The sequence below is a fragment of the Hyalangium versicolor genome, from assembly GCF_020103695.1.
In the GTDB taxonomy this organism is placed as follows: domain Bacteria; phylum Myxococcota; class Myxococcia; order Myxococcales; family Myxococcaceae; genus Hyalangium; species Hyalangium versicolor.
Genome location: NZ_JAHXBF010000004.1, coordinates 387778 through 409470 on the forward strand (window position 1 = coordinate 387778; position 21693 = coordinate 409470).

19 protein-coding genes are annotated in these 21693 nt (G+C 67.3%); 10 read left to right on the top strand and 9 right to left on the bottom strand.

Annotated elements, in window-relative coordinates; genetic code table 11:
* Window positions 1-2: 2 nt before the first annotated feature.
* The 3 genes from KY501_RS10855 to KY501_RS10865 form a co-directional block, all read right to left on the bottom strand.
* Window positions 3-1961 carry a choice-of-anchor A family protein gene (locus KY501_RS10855; RefSeq protein WP_224362776.1) on the bottom strand — a complete coding sequence of 653 codons (1959 nt, stop codon included), beginning with the start codon at window positions 1959-1961 and terminating at the stop codon, window positions 3-5.
* Between the two features lie 117 nt (window positions 1962-2078).
* Complete coding sequence (locus KY501_RS10860) at window positions 2079-2570, bottom strand: hypothetical protein (RefSeq protein ID WP_224362777.1); 492 nt, start codon at window positions 2568-2570, stop codon at window positions 2079-2081.
* 164 nt (window positions 2571-2734) lie between these two features.
* On the bottom strand, window positions 2735-3931 hold the full coding sequence (locus tag KY501_RS10865; RefSeq protein ID WP_255636364.1) for a glycoside hydrolase family 19 protein: 1197 nt from the start codon (window positions 3929-3931) through the stop codon (window positions 2735-2737).
* A 356-nt stretch (window positions 3932-4287) separates the two neighbouring features.
* Between KY501_RS10865 and KY501_RS10870 the strand changes: the two genes are divergently transcribed.
* Entirely contained in the window at window positions 4288-4908 is a 621-nt protein-coding gene (locus tag KY501_RS10870; RefSeq protein WP_224362780.1) for an NAD(P)-dependent oxidoreductase, read from the top strand.
* A 117-nt stretch (window positions 4909-5025) separates the two neighbouring features.
* On the opposite strand, the gene KY501_RS10875 is transcribed toward KY501_RS10870, so the two are convergent.
* Window positions 5026-6789, bottom strand: a complete 1764-nt coding sequence (locus KY501_RS10875) for a DUF5011 domain-containing protein (RefSeq protein ID WP_224362782.1) — start codon at window positions 6787-6789, stop codon at window positions 5026-5028.
* A 501-nt stretch (window positions 6790-7290) separates the two neighbouring features.
* Here KY501_RS10875 and KY501_RS10880 point away from each other — a divergent pair.
* From KY501_RS10880 to KY501_RS10890, 3 genes are all read left to right on the top strand, one after another.
* The gene (locus tag KY501_RS10880) at window positions 7291-8205 is read left to right on the top strand and encodes a hypothetical protein (RefSeq protein ID WP_224362784.1); all 915 of its coding nucleotides are present in this window, start codon (window positions 7291-7293) and stop codon (window positions 8203-8205) included.
* A 168-nt stretch (window positions 8206-8373) separates the two neighbouring features.
* Window positions 8374-9063: a class I SAM-dependent methyltransferase gene (locus KY501_RS10885; RefSeq protein ID WP_224362785.1), complete on the top strand. Its 690-nt coding sequence runs from the start codon at window positions 8374-8376 to the stop codon at window positions 9061-9063.
* Window positions 9064-9213: 150 nt separating this feature from the next.
* The gene (locus KY501_RS10890; RefSeq protein ID WP_224362786.1) at window positions 9214-10008 is read left to right on the top strand and encodes a hypothetical protein; all 795 of its coding nucleotides are present in this window, start codon (window positions 9214-9216) and stop codon (window positions 10006-10008) included.
* Window positions 10009-10057: 49 nt separating this feature from the next.
* On the opposite strand, the gene KY501_RS10895 is transcribed toward KY501_RS10890, so the two are convergent.
* On the bottom strand, window positions 10058-10663 hold the full coding sequence (locus KY501_RS10895; RefSeq protein WP_224362787.1) for a hypothetical protein: 606 nt from the start codon (window positions 10661-10663) through the stop codon (window positions 10058-10060).
* A gap of 217 nt (window positions 10664-10880) precedes the next feature.
* Here KY501_RS10895 and KY501_RS10900 point away from each other — a divergent pair, with 217 nt between their 5' ends.
* A complete protein-coding gene (locus KY501_RS10900; RefSeq protein WP_224362788.1) occupies window positions 10881-11711 on the top strand; it encodes a hypothetical protein in 831 nt (276 codons plus the stop codon).
* A gap of 93 nt (window positions 11712-11804) precedes the next feature.
* Here the strand turns inward: KY501_RS10900 and KY501_RS10905 are convergent, their stop codons facing one another.
* The gene (locus KY501_RS10905; protein ID WP_224362789.1) at window positions 11805-12971 is read right to left on the bottom strand and encodes a hypothetical protein; all 1167 of its coding nucleotides are present in this window, start codon (window positions 12969-12971) and stop codon (window positions 11805-11807) included.
* A gap of 261 nt (window positions 12972-13232) precedes the next feature.
* Between KY501_RS10905 and KY501_RS10910 the strand changes: the two genes are divergently transcribed.
* Together KY501_RS10910 and KY501_RS10915 are read left to right on the top strand one after the other, a co-directional pair.
* A complete protein-coding gene (locus tag KY501_RS10910; protein WP_224362790.1) occupies window positions 13233-14144 on the top strand; it encodes an NmrA/HSCARG family protein in 912 nt (303 codons plus the stop codon).
* A gap of 120 nt (window positions 14145-14264) precedes the next feature.
* Window positions 14265-14978: a hypothetical protein gene (locus KY501_RS10915; RefSeq protein ID WP_224362791.1), complete on the top strand. Its 714-nt coding sequence runs from the start codon at window positions 14265-14267 to the stop codon at window positions 14976-14978.
* 6 nt (window positions 14979-14984) lie between these two features.
* On the opposite strand, the gene KY501_RS10920 is transcribed toward KY501_RS10915, so the two are convergent.
* Window positions 14985-15278, bottom strand: coding sequence for a YgaP family membrane protein (locus KY501_RS10920; RefSeq protein WP_224362792.1), 294 nt, complete (start codon window positions 15276-15278; stop codon window positions 14985-14987).
* Window positions 15279-15494: 216 nt separating this feature from the next.
* Between KY501_RS10920 and KY501_RS10925 the strand changes: the two genes are divergently transcribed.
* On the top strand, window positions 15495-15779 hold the full coding sequence (locus tag KY501_RS10925) for a PRC-barrel domain-containing protein (protein ID WP_224362793.1): 285 nt from the start codon (window positions 15495-15497) through the stop codon (window positions 15777-15779).
* A gap of 49 nt (window positions 15780-15828) precedes the next feature.
* Here KY501_RS10925 and KY501_RS10930 read toward each other — a convergent pair whose 3' ends face one another.
* A complete protein-coding gene (locus KY501_RS10930) occupies window positions 15829-16791 on the bottom strand; it encodes an ornithine cyclodeaminase family protein (protein ID WP_224362794.1) in 963 nt (320 codons plus the stop codon).
* Window positions 16792-17056: 265 nt separating this feature from the next.
* Here KY501_RS10930 and KY501_RS10935 point away from each other — a divergent pair, with 265 nt between their 5' ends.
* A complete protein-coding gene (locus KY501_RS10935) occupies window positions 17057-19114 on the top strand; it encodes a sensor histidine kinase (RefSeq protein ID WP_224362795.1) in 2058 nt (685 codons plus the stop codon).
* An 18-nt stretch (window positions 19115-19132) separates the two neighbouring features.
* Here the strand turns inward: KY501_RS10935 and KY501_RS10940 are convergent, their stop codons facing one another.
* Window positions 19133-20911: a Sapep family Mn(2+)-dependent dipeptidase gene (locus KY501_RS10940; RefSeq protein ID WP_224362796.1), complete on the bottom strand. Its 1779-nt coding sequence runs from the start codon at window positions 20909-20911 to the stop codon at window positions 19133-19135.
* Window positions 20912-21029: 118 nt separating this feature from the next.
* Between KY501_RS10940 and msrA the strand changes: the two genes are divergently transcribed.
* The gene (msrA, locus tag KY501_RS10945; RefSeq protein ID WP_224362797.1) at window positions 21030-21689 is read left to right on the top strand and encodes a peptide-methionine (S)-S-oxide reductase MsrA; all 660 of its coding nucleotides are present in this window, start codon (window positions 21030-21032) and stop codon (window positions 21687-21689) included.
* The last annotated feature ends 4 nt before the right edge of the window (window positions 21690-21693 follow it).

Below are 21693 nucleotides of genomic sequence, written 5' to 3' on the forward strand. Positions count from 1 at the left end.
CCTCAGTGGCAGACGTCGCGGTCGTCCAGCGCGTTCAGGTGGCCCGCGGCGTCACCCGTGAGCGACACGGCATACAGCCCGCCTTCGAAGCTCCCGTTGCTGAAGCTGACGTGCGCGTAGGGGGCGAGCACCGTGCCCTGGAAGCTGTAGCCCGAGGCCGTGACGGAGGTGGCATCCACGAAGTTGTAGAGGATGCCCCGAGGCTGGATGCCCCCGCTCAACGAAGTACCGAAGCCGGCGAAGGTGGCCGCAGCACCACGGATGTTGACGACCACCAGGGACCCGGTCGGCGCGTCGATCGACAGCAGCCTGGCCCCCGTAAAGGCGCTGGCCTCCACGTCGAACGTGTTCGTCTGGGGGTTCGTGCCGCGCAGCATCACGCCTCCCCAGGAGGTGCGCGTCGTGGAGCCATTGGCCGACACCCGGGAGAGCCAGGAGGACAGCGCTCGCAATTCCCCAAAGCGGGCCCCGAAGTCGAGGGGCGTGCCCTGGGACACCGTGTTCCCCTGGGGGAAAGAGACGGTGCTGTCCACGCTGTAGCTGCCTCCATGGACGGCGTCACCCCAGACGGCACCTCGCGCGAGGCTCAGGTTCCCGCCCGCGACCAGCGACGGGGTGGCGGAAGCGCTCGGCACCGCCTGGCCCACCGAGAAGTCCGTCAGGGTGATGTCTCCGCCGACCGCCACGCGGCCCTCCACGTGGTGACCTCCCGTGTAGTCCTCGAGCAGGAAGAGGTTCTGCTCACTCAGGCGCACCGGAATGCAGCTGGGGTCGGCGGTCCACAGGGTTGCTCGATAGGGATAGTAGCCCTCCGCCAGGTCTGATCTTCCCACCAGCTGACCCGCCTCATTGAGGTCATAGACGTCGCCGGAGAGACCACCGAGGGTGCTCAGCTTCGTCATCACTCCGTCCTTCCACACGAACGGATGGCTGCCGACCTCCTCGAAGCACCCGGACACCTGCCCCGCATTGTTGATGCGATAGGTGTAGCAGTGGCCTTCCCCGGGGGCGTCCAGCATCGTCAGCACCCCGTCCTTCCACACGAACGGATTGTGACGGTAGTTGCTCGCGTCATAGACATACCCGACCACCTGGCCCGACGCATTGATGTCGACCGCCAGGCTGCTGAATTCAGCGGGAGTTCCCAGATCGATGATCTCCCCGTTCTGCCACAGCACCGCGCGGTAGAGCTTGTTCCCAGGGACATAGGCATACCCGACCACCTGGCCTGAATCATTGATGGCCACCGCATTGCTATAGCTTCCACCAAGAGTGCCGAGATCGGTCATCACCCCATCCTTCCACACGAACGCGTGTTGGCCTTTGTTCCCAGCGATATAGGAAAACCCGATCACCTGACCCGAGGCATTCAGACCCGTGACGTCGCTCTGGGCTCCCCCGAGAGTGCCGAGATCCGTCATCACCCCGTCCTTCCACGAGAACCCATGGAGGTTCCCAGTCACTCCCACCACCTGGCCCGAGTCATTGATGGCTTTCGCAGAGCTGCTCCCAGGACCGGGGGGGCCCAGGTCCTTCATCACCCCGTTCTCCCAGAGGAACGCATGGTTGTAGGACCTGCCCGCGATGATGATGCTGGCACTCCCCACCACCTGGCCATAGGCGTTGATGTCAACGGCGGAGCTGCTCTTCCCTCCCAAGGTGCCGAGGTCTGTCATCACCCCGTCCTTCCATAAGAGCCCGTGGGTGTTGAAATCCGTGTCGGAGAAGGAGGAGTTCCCCACCACCTGGCCTGCGTCGTTGATGGCCCAAGCCTGGCTCGCGCCACCCAGGGAACCCAGATAGGTGGCAGGAATGGGACCGGGCCCCTCCAGTCTCGCCAGGCCTCGTGGGAGAGGGGGACTGGATTCCGGCAGGGCTTCATCCGAGGAACCACACCCCGTGATGGCCAAGCTCACCGCGAACACGACGAAAAGGGATCCCGACAATCCGCTGCGCTGCATGGGGGGCTGCCTCCTCAGGAAAATACTGCTGAGGCGACAACGCTCCTCGCGAAGGATCTTCCCAGCCCCTCAGCATGCACGCCTTGGCACCGTCCCCTCCGAAGGCATGATGGAGATTCAGGCGGCTGATTCGCGCCGGCTCCGCCGGGTGCGCAGGAAGGTGAGCATGGCGTCCTTGTCACCCGTGGCCAGCTCGTACGGCGTGCCGGGGGAGATGACACCCAGCCGTGCCGCGACTGCCTCCACGGCGAGCTGGGCCTGGGTGAGCTGCACCCCAGCCCCGCCCCCGCCGAGCACGAGTGGCGCCCCCATCTTGAGGTCCAGCACCAGGACGTAGCGCCGCGCGGGGCGTGGCTCCGACATGTCCACCACCACGAAGTCTCCCGCGAAGCGGCGCTGATCGCAGCGGAAGGCCCACAGGTTCCGCTTGCGGCCCAGCAGCTCCCGCACAAAGGGCTTCTCGTCGCTCTTCAGCGCATAGCGCTCGGACAGGAACGCGGCAGTGGAGGGTGAAAAGCCCTCCTCGTTCGCGAGGAGCAGCGCCCACGGGTTGGCGTACCCGAGCAGTGGAAGAGTGACGGGCAGGACGACAGGGGGCTCACGAGCCATGCGTGGGAGTTCTCCACAAACGGTCCAGTGTCTGCCGGCACGATCGGTGAACCCGCCACCTGACGTGCATCCCGCCTCCGAGAAGCTCCGAGCGGCTCGCTGAACGACGAAGGGCCCCGGAACGTATAGTCCCAGGGCCCAGGTCTTTCAAACGGGAGTGATCTCTAGCAGCCGGTGTTGCTGCCAGCGCTCACGCCAAGCCTGCCCGTGAAGTCGAGGTAGCTGTTCACGCGGCTCTGGACCTGGCCGGGGTTCCTGCCGCCGCACTCCAGCGCACCGTTGATGGTGCGGATGGTCTCGCCGAAGCCCCGGTTGTTCACCATGGCGTCGTGCGCCGTCATGCTGCCCGCGCCCGTCTGGGTCATCCAGAACCACAGGCCCGTGCGCCAGGCGATGGTCGCATCGCGAGCCACGAGGTCCGGGTCATCCTTGAGGTTGACGCCCAGCGCGTTGCCCGCGGCGCAGTAGTTGCCATTCCACGACAGTTGGATGGGGCCACGGCCGTAGTACCACTTGCCCGACGCGCAGCCGCAGCCCGGAGGGCCCCAGCTCGTGTCGCACATGACGCTCTTGTTGATCTCCTCGATGTACACGAGCCCGCCCGTCTCGTGCGCCACGTTGGCCAGGAAGGCCGCGACCTCGCGCTTGCGCGTGTCAGTGTCGCCCGAGGTGGCGAAGGCGGAGAAGGTGTTGGCCGCGGCCACCAGCGCCGAGTAGGAGTAGAAGCCGTTGCGGCCGGGGAACATGGAGTTGAAGGTGGACTCGCTCAGGATGCCAGCCAGGCCCGTGGCGGGAGGCGGCGTGGTGCCGCCGCTCACCTTGTCGAAGGTGAAGAGCTGGTTGGCGCCGCCCGTGTACGGGTACTGCACGTAGATGGTGCCGTTATCGGCCGAGCCCCAGTACAGGTCGATGGCCATGCCCGTGTGGCGCGGGTGGAAGCTGAACTGGTTGTTACCGCGAGCGATGAACTGGAATTGCTGGTTGCCGCCGCCCACGTACGACCACTGGTGGACCTGGGCGTTCTGGGCGGTGCTCACCTCCTTGATGTCCAGCCCCTTGCCACTGTTGACGTTGATGATCTTCCAGAAGCCATCGGAGGTGGGGGAGATGTGGAACTTCTGGGCGTTGGTGCCATTGCAATCCCACTGCTGGACCTTGGCGCCATCGGCAGTGCTGGACGAGGCGACGTCGACACACTTGCCCGTCATGACGGAGCGGATGACGTAATCGCCCTCGGAGATGCTGGACACGACGGCGGCGCTCTCCACTTGGGAGAGTTGTTCTTGGGCCTCCCACTCGTCGGCGGCACATCCGCCCAGTCCAACCACTCCCAACAACGACACACAGCGCAGCATGCTCATTCGAGACACTTGGTTCTCCTTGTGAGGAAGGGACGTCGGCGGCCCCCAGAGCATCTCGCGTGCCAACCCAGTCTTCTTTCGGAGATACCTGATTTCAATGACTTGACCGCTTAGCAGGGGCTCCGTGTTGGTGACAACCGTTGTCACCCCTGGTGACTCCTCTCACCAGAACGCACCGCGTTATCTACGTGGCCCGTGAAAGCCCCAAATGCGAGCAGCGGTCGCGAGGAGCGAGCTCGGTCCCCTCGCTGCGAGAACGGGAGGAATGCGAGTATCCACCGCGAGCCACCGTTCATATCTTTGACGCGTGAGAAGGGAGGTGAGCCAAACCCTCCCACTTCGACAAGGAAATCCTCATGCGTATCGCTGTCCTCGGAGCGACCGGTCAGACCGGCCGGCAACTCGTCATTCAATCACTCGAGCGCGGACATACGGTCGTAGCGCTCGCGAGGAGTCCCGAGAAGCTCGCGGATATCAAAACCCCGGGGCTGGAGGTCGCCCGCGCCAATGTGTTCGAGCCCGATACCGTCCGCGCGGCGGCGCATGGCGTGGATGCGCTGGTCAGCGGGCTGGGCGTCACGGATGGCGACTCGGGCACGCTGCAAGCGGGAGCCCGAGCCGTGCGCGACGCGGGGATCCAAAGGGTGGTCTGGCTGGGAGCACTCGGGACGGGCGTCACGCGGGGAGCTGCGGGCCCCCTGATCGACGTGTTGATGTCGCTCTTCATGCGCAAGCGGCTCCCGGACAAGGTGCTCGCGGATGAGCTCGCGCGATCATCGGGAGCCTCGGTGGTGCATGCGGGCGCCCTGACCAACGACAGAGGGCTCGGAGGCGGCCGGCTCGTCCCTGTGACGCAAGTACCCCGGCGCCTCCTCCCACCCAGCATCGCACGCGCCGACCTGGCGGCATTGATGTTGGACGAGGCCACGAACCCGCGGTTCCAAGGCACGACGGCCGTGGCACTCGCAGGCCCATAGGTGCGGCGGCGCGTCTGCGTTCCACCCTCCACCTGGACACTGAGCCTCCTGGCCTGAGGTTCCGGGAACTGCGGGGAGCCTTCTGCCCCCGCAGTTCCCAACCTCAATGGACCCGGGCTACCAGGGGCAGTCGACGACCTCGACGGTGCGCGTGACGGGCGTGGCGCTGTTGCCGCCACTGTCGGTCAGCGTGTAGGTCACCGTATAGGTGCCCTCCGCCCAGCCATTCACCTCACCCGTGTGCCACACCTGGGCCGTGAGGTTGCCGTAGCACGCGTCCGTCGCCTCCACGCCGGGGTCCACCCATTGGCTGCCGCACGTGTGCGTGGACGTGGCCGGGCCCTTGAGCGTCAGCGTCGGAGGCCTCGAATCCTCCACCACCACGGTCCGCGTGGCATTGACGGAGCCCGAGGAATCCCAGGCCGCATACGAGACGGAGTAGGTGCCCTCCAAGCTCGTGTTCGGGCCCGGGCCAAAGGAGTCCTTGCCCGTGTTGTACCCCGTCACGGACAGTGGGAAGCCGCAGCCGTTGAACGCCTGGGCGCCCGCGTCCACATACGGCCCCGAGCCGCACTCCACCGTCAGCGTCTCGCCACCGTTGAGGACCAGGGCCGGCTGCCCCATGAGGCACTCCTGCACGTCCGAGACGCCGCGCACCATGATGCGCGAGTAGTACGCCGTCGGAATCCACTGCTTGTAGGCCACCAGCTTCTGGGTCGTGCTCAGGGACGCGAACGCGGGCCGCTCCGTGCTCGGCGTGGTCGCCAGCGCCTGCTCCGCGTTGGGCGCCACCGTCCCATCGGGGAGCACCCGGGTGCTGACCAGCTGGGCCACCCCATTGCGCGTGGCGTGGTAGGTGACTCGGAAGCTCTCCGAATCCGCGCTCACGACCGCTGGCGAGGTGGCACCCTGGGCCACGGTGAAGCTCGTGTCGCTGAACGGCTGCCCCTTCACCTGCGACAGCCTCACCCGCCGCGCCTTCACGATGCCGCCGGCCTCGTTCCACACCACGAGGAAGGTGGTGCCGTTGTAGGCAATCGAAGGGTTGCTGCCCCCCGACTCGGCCACGGTGAAATACAGGATCACCTGGGGCACGCCCGGAATGAACCAGCCCACGCGGATCTTCCCCTGCGGCTCGGACCAGACGGCGAGGGAGTCGGTCCCCGAGCCCAAGGCCAACTGAGAGTTGAAGGCATTCGGAGTCACCTGGAAGTTCGGCAGGGGGTTCTGAGGCGGGCCCGACAGCGGCACATAGGCCCCATAGAGCGCCCAGCCCGGATAGATCAGGCTCTCCCACAGGACCAGGAAGGAGCTGCCATTGAAGACCACCGAGGGGTGGAGGGTATCGTCGGTCTTGGAGAGGGTGCTGATCGTGATGGGGTAGCTGTCGACCAGCGCTCCATCCGAGGCCCTGACCCGCCTCCCAAAGATGTTCTCGTTGAAAGAGTGGTTGCTGGGATCGAGCCTGCTGTAGACCACCAGGAAGTGGGTCCCATCGAAGGCGATCGAGGGCTCCCCCACGCGCCCATAGGAGTCAGACTGCCCGTCGATGGAAATGGGGGAGGAATCCAGCACGACTCCGTCGGACGCTCGCACCCGCGCCGCGAGGAGCTGGGTGGTGCCGCCGATGTGCTCCTTCCAGGCCACCAGGTAGATGCCATTGCCAACCCCAATGGCAGGCGTCTCCTGATCCTGGCTGGCCAGCGGGTGGAACATCCCGATGCTGACCTCACCCGAGACGGTGAGGGCACGCTGGGCTACCGCAGGTGAGGCAGGGGCCGAGTCAACGGAATCCGTGGGGCCACAAGCCGAGATTGCGCTCAACAGGAAGCACAACGCGGCAGTGAGCGACAGCCGGGTGCTGTTCACAAGAGGTGTCATGGTCTTCATTGCTGTCCTGGGAGTTTCGCCCGCCCGACGCGAGCGAAGGGCATCTACTGCCCCAGTCAAATTATGAAGTAAGGATTTACGATAGTCATTCTCATTCCCATACCCATACATCAAAGAGTTGTCCTACCCTGGAGGTGAATGCCTTTCACGACGCGACGTTCACCTCTATGGGGAAGGCGCTACCTGGCTGGGAATGGGCTGGGAATGACGCGGCAGGACAGCAGCGTGCTCACGCCACGCCTTCGGGAGGGCGCGCGATCGGGACCCGCGGGCGGTGACAGGAGTCATCGGTGGCAGACGCCTGTCACCAGGATCACCCGGTGCAGGCCACCCTCAGTTCCTCTCCGCCCAGCGGCCCCATGCGCCCAACCTCTTGAAATTGCTGGGGCCCACCGGCTCCTCATCTCGGCTGTTCCTCGTGGCACACCGGGTGCACTGAGGCTGAGCATACGGACCGACCTTCCCCGTCGGCCCTCTTTCAGGAGCCCCGTCATGCGCGTTGCCAGCCCTCCGCAGCCCGTCATCTCCCAGACCCCAACGACCACCGCCTCCCAGCCCACGGCTCAGGCCACGCTTCCCCTGGCCCAGACCGCGGAGAAGAAGCTCGTCAACCTCATCCCTCGCGACACCTTCCAGGCCCCCTCCGCTGACAAGAACGTGCGCTCCACCCAGAGCCAGCAGCTGGGCCAGATCTCCGACGGAATGCGCGACGGGAAGATCTCCGCGGGCGAGTCCGAGAAGCTCCTCGGGGAGCAGCAGGGCATCTCCGATGCCACCAAGAAGGCCATGGCCGATGGCACCCTCAGCGGCGATGAGCGCCTCCGGCTGAACCTGATGCAGACCCTGGCCGACATGAACATCTCGGATGCCGGCGCGAAGGGCGTGCCAGACCTGGCAGCGGCTTTCTCGAGGGACGCCGACCCCTCCCGCCAGGCGGATCAGATCGACAAGGTGGCCAAGGGCATCTCCAACGGCAACATCACCAACTCCGAGGCCTCCAAGCTGCTCGGCAAGCAGGGCGAGATCTCCGAGGCCCGCCAGCCCAACGATCCCTTCTCCGGCATTAGTCCCATCATCAAGAAGGATCCCTTCGTGAAGAAGGAGTCCTCTCTGGACAGCAAGCTCGACGCGGCCGACCGCGACATCACCCGCCACAGCAAGCCGGGCACCCAGTTGGACCTCGACAAGGTCTTCGATCTGCCGCGCCCCCCCGGCGCCATCGTGGACACTCCGCTGCCCCTCCTGAACAAGCCGCTCATCCGCCAGCAGCCCGGCGCGATCGTCGAGAACAGGCGGCCCCTCGACGACAGCCGGCCGGTCGGGGCGCTCATGCATAACAGCCTCCCGGAACTCGCCCCCAAGCTGGCCAACGATCTGAAGACCTCCTCGGCCGACGGCAATTCCTGAGCCCATTCTCCTGGCGCTCTCCACTCCGGCCCTTCCCCGCGCACCGCGAGGGAGGGCCGTGCCTTTTGGAGCGCACGGCCGCCCTGAGCGCCACCGAGAAGAGGTCGACTGGGAGACGGTTGCATGGTTTGAAGCACACGCTGTCCCCTCCCTGGCTCGGTGACCGGAATGATTCTTCACGCTCATGCATCTTCCCGGCGTCTCTTGTGGCTCTTGCTGAGTCTCGTCACGGTCACGACAGGCGCATGTCGCCCCGAGAGCGGAGAGAAGAAGCGCACCGAGCCTGCCCCGGCAAAGGCCGAAGCTCCCGCGGCGGAGCAGCCCTTCGAGATGCATGGCATCGGCGGAGTCGAAGGCGAGAATCCCGCGTTTGACCAGTCTCGTCAGCCCGCCAAGTTCATCGCCGCGCTGGCGATTTCTCCAGGACAGCGGATTGCGGATGTCGGTGCGGGGCTCGGTTACTACACGGTGCGGCTCTCGGAGGCGGTCGGCCCGACAGGACAAGTGGTCGCGACCGACATCGACGATGACGCCCTCGCGAAGCTCCGCGCGCGGGTGTCCGAGCGGAAGAACATCGAGGTGCGGAAGGTGCCGGCGGACGACCCAGGGCTCGAACCCGGCAAGTACGACCTGATCCTTCTCTCCGAGGTGGATCACTTCTTCGCTGACCGGGTGGCGTACCTGACCAAGCTGCGTGCCGCCCTCACCCCGAATGGCCGTATCGCGGTGACGCACCTGCGGGCGATGCGTCCGCCTCTGGTCGCCGCCGCCCAGACCGCGGGCTACACCATCGTCTCCGAGTACAACGACCTTCCGCAGCACTACCTGCTGTTCCTCCAGCCCGCCTCCAGCCAGTGAGGCCCTCGGGACCGGACCCCGGCCCTCTCTTTCAGCGCGGTACGGGTCTGGAGCGAATCCGAGCGTCGGGCCGTGGACTCCCGGCCATCAAGGGGCTGGGAACCGTCCGCGGGTGGACTTAACTTGTGGGCCATGAGCCTGGGGCCGCCCATGCAGCTCTCGCTCTTCAGCGTGCCGGGGTCCTCCCACCCCGAGCCCGAGAGCACTCGCTCGCCCAGGGATGGGACGCCCACTCCCTCTGCAAGCGAGCAGCGTGCCCTGCCCGCCCGAGCCGAGACCCTGCCTCGCGCCGCCGAGCTGGCGCACCAGCTGTCCTCCCTGCTGAAGCTGCCGGTCCACCTCACCCTCACCGACAACCGCGCGACCCTGGTCAGCTTCCGCCGCCACCCCGAGGAGCTGCGCCTGCGCGTCCACCACCTCTTCCTTGATGCTCCGGATGCCGTGGTGCGAGCCATTGCCACGTTCGTAGGGCAGGGAGACGCGCGCGCGCGGGCCATGCTGGAGGAGTACACCCGGGCACAGCGAACCCAGGTGCGGCGCACACGCCGGCCCGGCGCTCCACTGAAGGCTCGTGGACAATGCTTTGATTTGCAGCCCACCTTCGAGCGCCTCAACGTCACGCATTTCCAGGGGCAACTTCAGGCGGACATCGGCTGGGCACGGCGCCCGGGGCGCAAGTCCCGAAAGACCATCCGTCTGGCTACCTACGACGCTCGTCTGCGGGAGATCCGCGTCCACCCCGCGCTCGATCAGCCTCACGTCCCCGCCTTCGTCGTGGACTCGGTCGTCTTCCACGCCATGCTGCACGCGCTCTTTCCGGACGAGACGGGGAACTGCCCCTCTTCACACTCAGCGGAGTTCCTCGAACGCGAACGTGCGTTCCCGCTGCTCGACGCGGCCCTGCGCTGGCAGCACGAGAACCTGCGCTCCCTGATGCGGGCGTAGGGCTGGTCTCGCCCCCGATACAGCTCCGAGCTGACGCCCGGGCACGGCCTCAGGAAGAGGCGAGCCCCTTGCGCAGCAGGTTCAGCTTGTTGCGCGCGGAGAGCAACTGCTGGCGCAGCGAGTCCGACTGCCGCCCCACGTCGGTGAAGTCCTGCTCCTCGGCGAGCCCGGTGACGGATTGGGCCTCATCGGCTACCTCCACCATGCGCTGGTTGAGCGTGTCCAGGGTGGAGATGAGCTCCGTGTTCTGCTCGGGCGTCTGGGCCTTGGCTCGCTGCGCGGCGAACTCCTGCATCCGCTGGTTGAGCTCGGCGGCGCTCTGCCCCAGGGCGCCATAGCGCTCCAGGAGCGCCTTGAAGGTCTCCGCGCGCTGCTGAAGTTCCTGGGCGCGAGCGTTGACGGCCTCGGCCTGGATCTGCTGCCTGTCGCGCGCCGCCGTCACAGCCGCCACGAGCGCGCTCACGCTGGCATTGAGGACCTGATCCTGCTCGGCCACGTCCCGGAGCAACTTCGAGGCGCGCTCCAGGCTCTTCTCGGAGTTCAGCGGGGCCTTGCGGAGCTGGTCCGCGAGGGACTCGAAGCGAAGGAGCTGGGATTCCAGGGACTCGGCGGCGGCAACCAGCTCGGAGGAGGGCGACTTGTCGCGCTTGCTCATAGGGCGGCCAACATGGCACGGCCCGAGCGGGTTGCCACTTCCCGAGCGAGGCCACGACCCCAGAGCGTTGCCTGAGAACACCGGGCCAGGCCCTCTCGCTGGCCACTCGGCCCCAAGCAGCCCTGGCTCGCCTGCCTGCTTCGAGTCGTTCTCAGGCTGAGGGGACTGCCTACCTTTCCTCCGGGGGCTCGCATGCCCCTGCGAAAAGGAGAGCGGCATGCCCAGGAGCTACAGCTTCGATCACTTCACGGCAGCGACACCGGACTCGAGCAAGATTGGCGCCACGCACGACAGCCATCACCCGCTGAAGAGCGAGACACCTCTGCCCGAGCAGGAGGGACTGCACTACGGCCAGCACCACGCGGAGACAATCATGCGGGCGCAGGCACGGCAGATGGAGCGGGAGACGGAACAGATGCTCGCGGAGTCCTCCGACGAGATGGACGAGCAACCTCCCACGGAGCTTCTGGCAGCCGACGAGCGCCAGGAAGAGGCAGCCGACGACAGGGAAACAGATCTGCCTGCCTCAGAAGACCCGACGCAGCTCGAAGCAGAGCCGCCCGCTTCGGAAGAGCCTCCCCAGATGGAGGCAGCGCCACAAGTTCAGGTCCCTCCACAGGAAGCGGTGGAGCCGACGCTGGAGGCTGAGCCCACCCCGACTGTAAAAACAGTCACGAAGCGTGCCATCCCTCAGCGCAAACCCGTGAAGCGCGCAGCCGCCAAGAGGGCGCATCACACCACCGTCGCGCGGAGAAGCACGGGCAAACAACTGGCCAAGGCTCCATCGAAGGTCAAGGCCCTCTCGAAGGCCAAGGCCCGCCCAAAGGCCAAAGCCCTCCCGAAGGCCAAGGATCTTCCGAAGGCCAGGCCGAGCAAGCCGGTGAAGGTGGCCAAGGCGACAACTCCTGCGCGCAAGACAGCCCGGGGAACGAAGCGCATCGCCAACACGACCGCAGTAGCCCGAACGGCCCGTGGGAGCGCGAAGCCTACCGCGAAGGCAAAAACGAAACGGGCCACTACGACGCGGCGTCCGGCGAAGAGACGCTAAAGCCTCGAGCAGGAGCCCCACTGCCGGCCGCATCGGACCGAACTGGTATGACAAGCATACCGGTTCGCGCAGAACGGACCGGGAGGGGCCTGCTCAGGTGGACTGGGCCGGGGCGATGCGCAGCGTCCCCTCCAGGGGCGCTCCGAGATCCACCATGAGCCTCGCGAGTGAGTCGGCAGCGGACTCCGCGTCATTGCCCAGGCGGACCAGCATGTCGCCCACCTCGTCCGGAGTCCGCGCGAGCGCCAGCGTCTGCAGCCCCACGTCGCCCTCCCAGAGCTCCATCGCCTCCGTGCGCGCCTCCCGCTCGAAGCGCTCCGGATCCATGCCATTGCGCTCACACACCCGCAGGCGCGCCAGATCCCTCCACAGCATGACCTCCTGGTCCGCCAGCAGCAGCTCGGCGTGCCACCGCCCCTCCAGTCCTTCCGCCTCGCCGCGCAAGCCCCGCGCCAGCGCTGCCACCGTCTCCGGCGACAGGTGGCTGAAGACCACCGACAAGTCCCCGTGCGTCTGGTGCCCCGCGGAGTCGATCACCACGTGCCAGAGCACCATCCGCCCCGTGAACCGGGCCGACGCGCGCACCTCCACGCTCCCATCGTCGTACTCGGCCGACCACTGCACGTTCAGCACCCGCTCGGCGTCCAGCCTCCGGAACTGCCGCAGGAAGCTCAGCTCCGGAACCAACGCCCGCTGCTGCGTGAACACGGCCACGCGCCCCGAGCGCAGCACCCCACCGTCGGGATCCGCCAGCGGCACGGCACCCGTGCTCACGAAGTGATGATACGCCCCCAGCGCTCCCTCTCGGGACAGCTCCAGATCCGCCGTCCGTCCCAGCGAGCGCTCCAGCACCGGCAGCGCGCTGCCCTGCACCTCGCCGCCGAGCGGCTCCAGCCCCGCGAACGGATCCTCCACCTGCCCCCGCATGGAGGTGGTGGTGACGCGCATCAACTGCGCATCCAACCGGCTCACCTCGTGGAGCCGACCCTGTGCCCCCTGCCCCTCTCCCGAGGCCTCCCAGCGCAGCGTGCTGCCCTCCGGCACCGTGAGCGGCTCGGAGAGACTCAGCGGCGGAAGCTCGCCCGACCGAAGCTGTGCCGCCACCGTGACGTTCGTCTCCAGGTAGCAGGAGGGCGGCACATCCTTCACCCACGACATGCCTCGGCCGGCCCCCGCATCGAGCAGCAGCACGTAGGTGTCCTGAAGATCCTCGCTGACGAGCGTCTCGGCCCCTGGGGACTCTTCATCGGAAGTTGCCATGCGGGAACCCAACCAGAATCTGTCCTTCTCCATGACACCCGCCGCAGAGGGCTCGAAAGGATTCGCAGCCTCCCAGGCCTAGCATGCTCGCCTGGATGCTGTCCGCACGTCCAGGAACCGTCTGTTTCGAGTTCAGAACAAGGCGGGTCGGTCGCGACTCCATCCCCTTGGCCGGCCAGCATCCAGGCACGAAAGGGCTGCTCGCGGCCACTTCGGGGCACGCGCAGCTTACAGGCAACAGATGTGCTGGAGGCAGCGCACATGGATCTTCCCCGTATCCTGGTGACTGGCGCCACGGGCCGACAAGGCGGCGCACTGGCCCGTCACCTGCTCTACCAGGGACGCCGGGTGGTGGCCCTCACCCGGAACCCGGACTCCCCCGTGGCACACGAGCTGGAGAGCCTGGGAGCAAAGCTGTCACTCGGTGACTTCGAGGACACCAGCTCGCTCGAGGACGCCTTCCGCGCCGTGGAAGTCGTCTATGCGATGACCACGCCCTACGAGGCGGGCATCGAGGCCGAGGTGCAACACGGCGTGAGCCTGGTGGACGCCGCCCAGCGGGCCGGAGTGAAGCACTTCATCTACTCCTCGGTGGCGGGGGCGGATCACCACACGGGTGTGCCCCACTTCGACAGCAAACACGAGGTGGAGCGCTACCTGCGCCGCTCCAACCTGCCCCACACCATCATCGGGCCCACCTTCTTCATGGAGAACTTCACCGGCCCCCTGGTCCGCGAGGGCCTCCAGTCCGGAGTCCTCAGCCTGGCCCTGCCTCCCACGCACGGCCTGCAGATGGTGGCGCTGGAGGATCTGGCCCGCTTCGTCGCCTTCGTCATCGACAACCCCGAGGACTTCATCGGCGAGCGCATCGACGTCGCCTCGGACGAAGTGACGCCCCAGCAGGCCACGGATCTGCTCTCGTATGCGAGCGGCCACCGGCTGCACTACCAGCAACTGCCGCTCGCGCTCCTCCGCGAGGAGAGCGAGGACAAGGCGCTGATGTATGAATGGCTCGATCGCGTGGGCTACCACGCCGACATCCTCACCCTGCGTCACGAATTCTCGAAGCTGGGCTGGCACACCTTCGAGGAGTGGGCGCGCGGCCAGGACTGGAGCTTCATCGGCGGTGCCACCCGCGCCGAGGGCGGGCTGGGAACGCACTCGGGACCGTGAGTCAATGACATAGAGAGCCCTTGCTCTTGCAATTGGGAGACATTTGCTTTTTGGAAGGGTCGTTATGTCCCTCCTGAGTGGGCGCCTTACAGTGGACGCCACCTCAGGGAGGTCTCCTATATGCGGAAGCGCTGGCTCGGAGTCGTCGCACTGCTGGTCACGGCGGGCTGTACACACAATGGGCTGCTGCGCCCTCAGTCAGGAATGGTTCCCCTGACCGAGGACGGGACGGCCGCTGTCACCGGCGACAAGGGTGTGATGCTGGTGGCGTACGCCTCGAACTGGAAGGGCCAGCCTCGGAACCTCGAGCAGCACTTCACCCCCATCGAAGTCCGGGTGGAGAACCGCAGCGGCCGGGCCCTGAGCATCCGCTACGAGGGCTTCGAGCTCGAAGGCCGCAAGCAGTATGTCGCGCGGGCTCCGAAGGAGTTGGGCCAGATCCTCGCCATGAGGGACGCCACCTTCCAGCCCGCCCGGGACGTGTACGGTACCTGGCGCCCTCCTCGGAGCGCGTACCAGAACAGGACATCGACCGGAGCAGTGCCATCCCCGGATGACACGACGTACAACTCCTACAATGGCATCTCCCCCTACACCGCGCCGCCCTGCCTGACATGTGTCTCGGATACCGAGACCGCGTCCCTGCCGAGCCAGGACATGCTGCGCATGGCGCTCGCGGAGGGCGCGCTGGAGGATGGGCAGTCCCGCCAGGGCTTCCTCTACTTCGAGGAGCCCCTTCGGACAGAGGCTCAGGCCACCCTGAAGGTGGCGCTGGTGGACGCCACCACGGGTGAACCGTTTGGCTCACTGAGCATCCCGTTCGAGGTCCACTGAGCCAGCTCAGTGCAGCAGCATGCGGGCGCGCGGAGAGAGCTGTTCATAGCGTGTCTTGAACAGTCGCAGCTCCGCGGGCAGCCCCAGGCTCCGTCGGACCTCCGCGCCACGGATGGGGTGGCCGAAGAGCGGGCCGAGCAGGCACAAATCGAGCGCGCCCGCCAACAGCGGCCCCAGCCCCGCCAGCGCCACCACCGAACCTCGTGGCGAGCTGGACGAGAGCCCTCCCAATACCATCCCAGCCCCCGCCAGGATGCGGAGCCATCGTCCCGTTCGCGAGACCATGAAGCCAACGAGCATGCGGCACCTCCATGGCGAAGATGGACATGGGCCCGGGCCACACCACCGCTCCCTGTTCCGCTCAGGCGCTCGCTCGCCCTCCCGCTTCCCAGGGGCTCATGACTCAGGAACAGGCGAGGGCCCGCCATCCCGCTGGCTCACCAGTGCACCCCATGTGTCCAGGCCACAACTTCCCTCCAGGGCCGCGAGCCCAGAGCGGCTCAGGGGGCAGAGCGCATGTTCGAGCGATCGGAGATCCAAAAAGGGATGACGGTGCGCAGCATCGACGGGCACAAGCTCGGGCGCATCGTGGACATCACGGACGAGGAGCTCATCGTGGAGAAGGGCTTCTTCCGCCGCAGGGACTTCGCCGTCCGCTTCTCGGACGTGCGCGAGGTGGCTCATGGAGAGGTGCTGCTCCAGCACGGCCAGGACAGCCTCTTCGCCGCGCCTCGCGAAGTGCCCCACCAGGTTCACTCGCGCAAGCCGCTGGCCCACCTGCCCCTGCGTTCACACCGATGAGCAGCGCGATCCTCTAGGACGCGCGTCCCGAGTTCCACGCGGGCCCACCTCATGCGTGGAAGTCCACCCGGCGCACGTCCTCGTCTCCCACCGCCGCTTGATAGACGTGCCACGCGGCGGCCAGATCCTGGAAGGGCAGCCCCACCGGACAGAACACCGTGAGCTGCTCGGGCGAGGTCCGTCCCGGCTTCAGCCCGGCGATGATCTCTCCCAGCTCCGCGTGAATGGAGGCCTCAGTCAATCCGGGGCTCACCACCGCTCCGCCAGACAGCGCCAGCCCCCGGTGATCACACACGAAGGTGGCGCGCGCGAGCAGCTCCGGCGCCAGCTGCACCCGCTCCAGCTCATCCGTCCCCAACGCGGTGATGTGCATGCCCGGACGCACCAGCTCCGCAGTCAGCGATGCCGGCCCGCCCTCCCCCGTGGTCACGACGATATCGGCCTCCTCCACCGCCTCCGCCACCGAGCTCACGGCCTGCACTGGCAACGAGAGTTCCTGGTACATGCGCCGGGCCAGGGCCACCGCGCGCGCGGAGTCCGTGTCGTACACGAAGGCCTGGGACAGCGAGCGCACCAGCCGCAGTGACTTGAGCTGGAGCACGGCTCGGTTGCTTGCGCCCAGCAGGGCCACGCGGCTCGCGTCCGGGCGGGCCAGCACGTCCGTGCCCAGCGCGCCCACCACTCCCGTGCGCACCACCGTCAACTGCGCCGCGTCCATCACCGCCAGCAGCTCCCCGGTGGCCAGATCATGCAACTGCAGCACGCCCTGCAGAGGGGGGTTGGCCGCGGGAAAGCGCGCGCTCACCTTGACCGAGTAGGCGGGCACTCCCGGCAAGCTGCCCGGAAAGAGCACCATGGCCGTACCTTCAGTGTGCAGGGGTACACGCGTCCGCTGAGGTGCCACGGTCCGCGCGAGCGCATCCGCCCGGAACGCCTCGCGCATGTCCGCCAGCAAGGTGAGGGCCTGCAGGTTTCGCGACACATCCGAGCGGGTGAGGAGAAGTGTGCTCATCTTCGAAGCAACCTAGCCGAGCACGAGGGCGTTCGCCGAACATCGTCACATCCATCCTGGGGACGCTCGGTTGTTCACACACAACGCGGCACCTGTCCCCGGGGTGCGGGCGGGCAGGCATGGGAGGCATCCCACCGAGGGTCTCGGGGGTCCCAGCCACTCCGGCCCCGGTCTGCTCGCCATGGAAATCCCGGTACGGGCACGGTTGTCCCATCATGCCCAGAGTGAGGTTGGGCGTGAGCCAGAGGTCGTCCCGGAGGTCTCGATGCTGGAGCAGGAACCACGTCCCCAGGCTTTGGAGCCCACCCGCGATCCCGAGGAGCCTCACCGGCTGGCGTCCTTCCTGCGCGTGCACCGCCAGGACATCATCGCGGACTGGCAACTGTCCACCCACGCGCTGCATTCGCGCCGAGGGGCGGATTTGCCGCTGGTGGATCACATCCCCGCCCTGCTGGACGGCATCACCGAAGCACTGGCTCACGAGACGCATGGGATTCCCCTCCAGCTCCCGGGCGTCCTCTCCGACGTGCACGCCCTGGCCCGGTTGAACCAGGGCTTCGGCATTCATGAGCTCACCTATGAGTATGGGCTGCTGCGCACCAGCATCCTCCGGAGGCTGGAGGCATCGGCCGTCCACCCCGCGCCCGGCACCCTGGCCCTGTTGGACGAGCTGATTGATCAGGCGGTGACACGCTCGGTGCTGAGCTACTCGCGCCTGCGGGAGCGCACTCTGAACGCGCTGGATCGAATGATGCAAGCGGCGCTGGAGAGCCCAGACGAAGACACCCTGCTGCAGCGCCTGCTCGCCCTGCTGATGGAGTCCGCCTTGCAAGTGGACTCGGCCACCATCCTGCTGCGCGAGGATGGGACGCTGCGGGTGCGGGCCGCCACGGGCCTGGAGGCGGAGAAGACCGTGGGCCAACGGGTGCGCGTGGGCGAGGGCTTCGCGGGCCGCGTCGCCGCCGAGCGCCGGCCGCTGGCGGTGCGCTCGGCTTCAACGGATCCGCTGCTGAAGGAGGAGGCGCTGGGGCAGTTGGGCCTGCACGCGCTGTATGGCGTGCCGCTGCTGGAGGGAGACCACCTGGTCGGCGTGGCGTACATGGGCTCTCGCACCGCCTATGCCTTCTCCGAGGCGGACACCCTGCTGTTCCGCATCACGGTCAGCCGGGCCACGGCGTTGATCATCCAGGCCCAACTGCGCGCCCGGGAGCAGGCCGCGCGCGAGGAGGCTGAGCGCTCGCTGGCCATGGTCGACACGCTGCTGGCCAGCTCGCCCGTGGGCATCGCGTTCATGGATCGCGAGCTGCGCCACCTGCGCGTCAACGAGACGCTGGCCTCCATCAACCTGATGCCCGTGGAGGCGCACCTGGGCCGCACCCTGCGCGAGGTGGTGCGCCCCCCGCTGGTCGATCAGTTGGAGCCCGTCCTGCGCCGCGTCCTGGAGACAGGCGAGCCCTCGGGCCCCTTCGAGTTCACCACCGAGCCCGAGCCCAGCCGTCCCGAGGCTCGCACATGGGTGGGCAGCTACTACCCGGTTCGCACCCAGTCCGGTGAGCTGATGGGCATCGGGTGCATCCTGCTGGACATCACCTCGCACAAACAGGCGGAGCAGGCCCTCGAGCAGGCCCTCACCTTCCGCGAGCAGTTGCTGGCGGTGCTCGGGCACGATCTGCGCAACCCGCTGGGCGCCATCACCGCCTCCGCCTTCCTGCTCTCGCGCACCGAGGGCCTGGGCGAGAAGGATAGACAGGCCGTGGAGCGCATCCGCCGCAGCGGCGCGAGGATGGCCCGGCTGATCGACGACATCCTCGACTTCGCGCGCAGCCGGTTGGGCGGCGGCATCCCCGTCACGCGCCAGCGCATGAACATGGCGGAGGTGTGCCGGGTGGCGCTCGAGGAGTTACAGGTGACGTTCCCCGAGCGCCAGCTCCTCTTCGACGTCCAGGGAGACACCTGGGGCGAGTGGGATCCAGATCGGGTGGCCCAGGTGCTGAGCAACCTGGTGTTCAACGCCCTGCAGCACGGGCGCGAGGACACGCCCATCCGCACCACGCTGCGCGACGGAGGGGACCACGTGATGCTGGAGGTCTCCAACCTGGGCGATCCCATCCCGGACGAGCTGATGCCGCGCCTGTTCGATCCGTTCAAGCGCCGCCCGGAGGATCAGCGCCCCCACGAGGGCAAGAGCGGCGCGCGGAGCCTGGGCCTGGGGCTGCACATCGTCCGGCAGATCGCCCTGGCGCATGAGGGAGACGTGCAGGTGCGCTCCAACCTCCAGGAGGGCACGCGCTTCACCGTCCGCTGGCCTCGCACCACGGAGTAGGCATCCCACGCCCGGGACTCACCTCCCGAGGGGCGAGAGTGCCAGGGTGTGGATGGCCTCCGAGAGCATCTGGGTGCTGAGGCCCAGGTGCTCCAGAGAGATGGATTCGTCGGGCGCGTGGCCTGTGTACGCGCCCATCTCCTTCAGGTCCGGCCCGAAGTCCACGGCGTTGGGAAAGAGCCGGGCATAGGTGCCCCCCCGGATGGAGATGGGGGAGACCTGCTCGCGGATGTTGCGGTGACGTTTGTAGATGTCCAACAGCGTGGTGACGAGCGGCCCCGAGCTGTCCGCCACGTGCGCATCTCCCACGTAGCGGCCCGGGCCCTCGACGACTCGCCCATCCGACTCCTGGTTGATGAGGGCCACGGCATGGTCGAGCGCGGCGTGAAAGTCCTCATTGCTCTCCTCGGAGCGCGGGCGGCGCAGGTTGATGCCGAGCGACACCTTCCCGTCCTTCACGCGCAGCAGGGTGGCCGCGGAGATCACCGTCCCCATCAGCGGATCCTTCTCGGTGAACCCCAGGCGCTCGCCGCGATGGTCCCCGTCGAAGCGGCGCGCCACCGTGCGCAGCATGGCCGCGAGCCCGTTCTCCGCCAGCGGGAGCTTGTCGGCGATGGCGGCCAGGTCCCAGAGCGCGTTGCGCCCCTCCTCGGGAATGGAGGAGTGGATGGCCTTGCCCTGGGTGGCGAGGACGATCTGCGTGGAGCCCCGGGTCCCCTTGCCCGCGCCGGGCACGGGCGCCGTCTTCACCTCGGCCTTGAGCCCGGGCCGCTCCTTGCGCACAGCCTCCACGGCGGCCTTCACCGCGGCCAGCCCCTCCTCCACCGACTTGCCGGCGTACGGCAGGAGGCTCAGCGAGGCGCTGCCAGGAACCTGCGTGAGGAACTCGCCAGCGGTGGCGTCCACGGGCAGCAGGATCGCAGAGCCGCTCGTGTCCGGCGTGTCCACCGCCGCCTCCAACGACAGGGAGACGAAGCCGGACTGCGCCACCACCACCGGGTACGCGGAGTCCACGGAGATGGTGTACGTGGGCACCACCTCGGTGCGGGCGTACTCCTGCATGCCGGCCCAGGTGCCCTCCTCATCGTTGCCGATGATGACGAGCACCTTGCCCTTCTGCGGCTCAAGCCCAAGCTCCTTGGCCATCGCCAAGGAGACGAGCGCCGTGGCCAGCGGGCCCTTGTCATCCACCACGCCGCGCCCATAGAGGCGGCCATTGAGCACCTTCGGCTCGAAGGGCTTGCGCTTCCACTCCTGGGGCGGCGCGGGGACGACGTCACCGTGGAACACGAGCCCCAAGCGAGGCGAGCCCTGGCCCCAGGAGATCTCGAACACGTCATTGCGGCCCGCCACGCGAAAGCCGAAGCCACGCGCCTTCGCCCAATGCTGGAGGAACTGGCCCATGGCGAGGATGGCCGGGTTCTTCGCAGCGGGCTTGTCGTCGCCCACCGTCTTGAAGCGCACGAGCCGCTGCGTCAGGTCCACCACGTCCTCGAGCCCGCAGGCGCCGACGTACAGCGCATAGCGATCGCTGGAGGAGATGCCGGGCAGCGCCTCTTCGGAGAACTGGGCGGCGCGCTTGCTGCCCGTGAGCTTGCAGTTGGCGGGCTTGGGCTCCGCCTCCTTGCCCTTCTTCTCCTTGGCACGCTCGCCGCGCTGCTTCGCCTTTTCGGACAGGAGGCGAGCCTGGCGCTCCTGCTCGCGGAGCTGCGCGGGCGTGAGCCTCTGCGCGGTCTGGGCGAGCGCCAGCACGGGGGCGAGGACACACAGGGCAAGAGTGTAAGAACGCGAACACATGGCGCCCGAACCCTACCCTACCCGGGACAGCCCGGCACCGGCCGCCCGGAGACCAACCGGGGCCCGCTCCGCCTCAGGGGGAGATGAAAACCGGCGGCCAGGTGGCTAAACAGCAGGCATGTTCCTTCTCTCTCCGAAGAAGCTGAAGATCCCCACGCCGGACGAGGCACTCAAGGGCCGCCCGGAGCCCATGCCCGTCCCGGACAAGCACTTCGTGCTGGGCACTCCGCTGAAGGGGCCCTACCCCGCTGGCTTGCAGCAGGCCGTATTCGGCTTGGGCTGCTTCTGGGGTGCGGAGAAGAAGTTCTGGCAGGTACCCGGTGTGTACAGCACCCAGGTGGGCTACGCGGCGGGCCTGACGCCCAACCCCACCTACCGCGAGGTATGCTCGGGAATGACGGGGCACAACGAAGTGGTCCGCGTCATCTTCGATCCCGCCAAGTTGAGCTACGACGCGCTGCTGCGCGTCTTCTGGGAGAACCACGACCCGACGCAGGGCATGCGCCAGGGCAATGACGTGGGCACCCAGTACCGCTCCGGCATCTACTACTTCGACGAGGCCCAGAAGCGCGCGGCCGAGCAGAGCCGGGACTCCTACCAGAAGGCGCTCGGCACGTCCGGCTACGGCTCCATCACCACGGAGATCCTCCCGGCGCCCGAGTTCTACTTCGCCGAGGACTACCACCAGCAGTACCTGGCCAAGAATCCGGACGGGTACTGCGGGTTGGGCGGCACCGGCGTCAGCTGCCCGGTGGGCGTGGGAGTGTCCAGCCGCTAGGCTG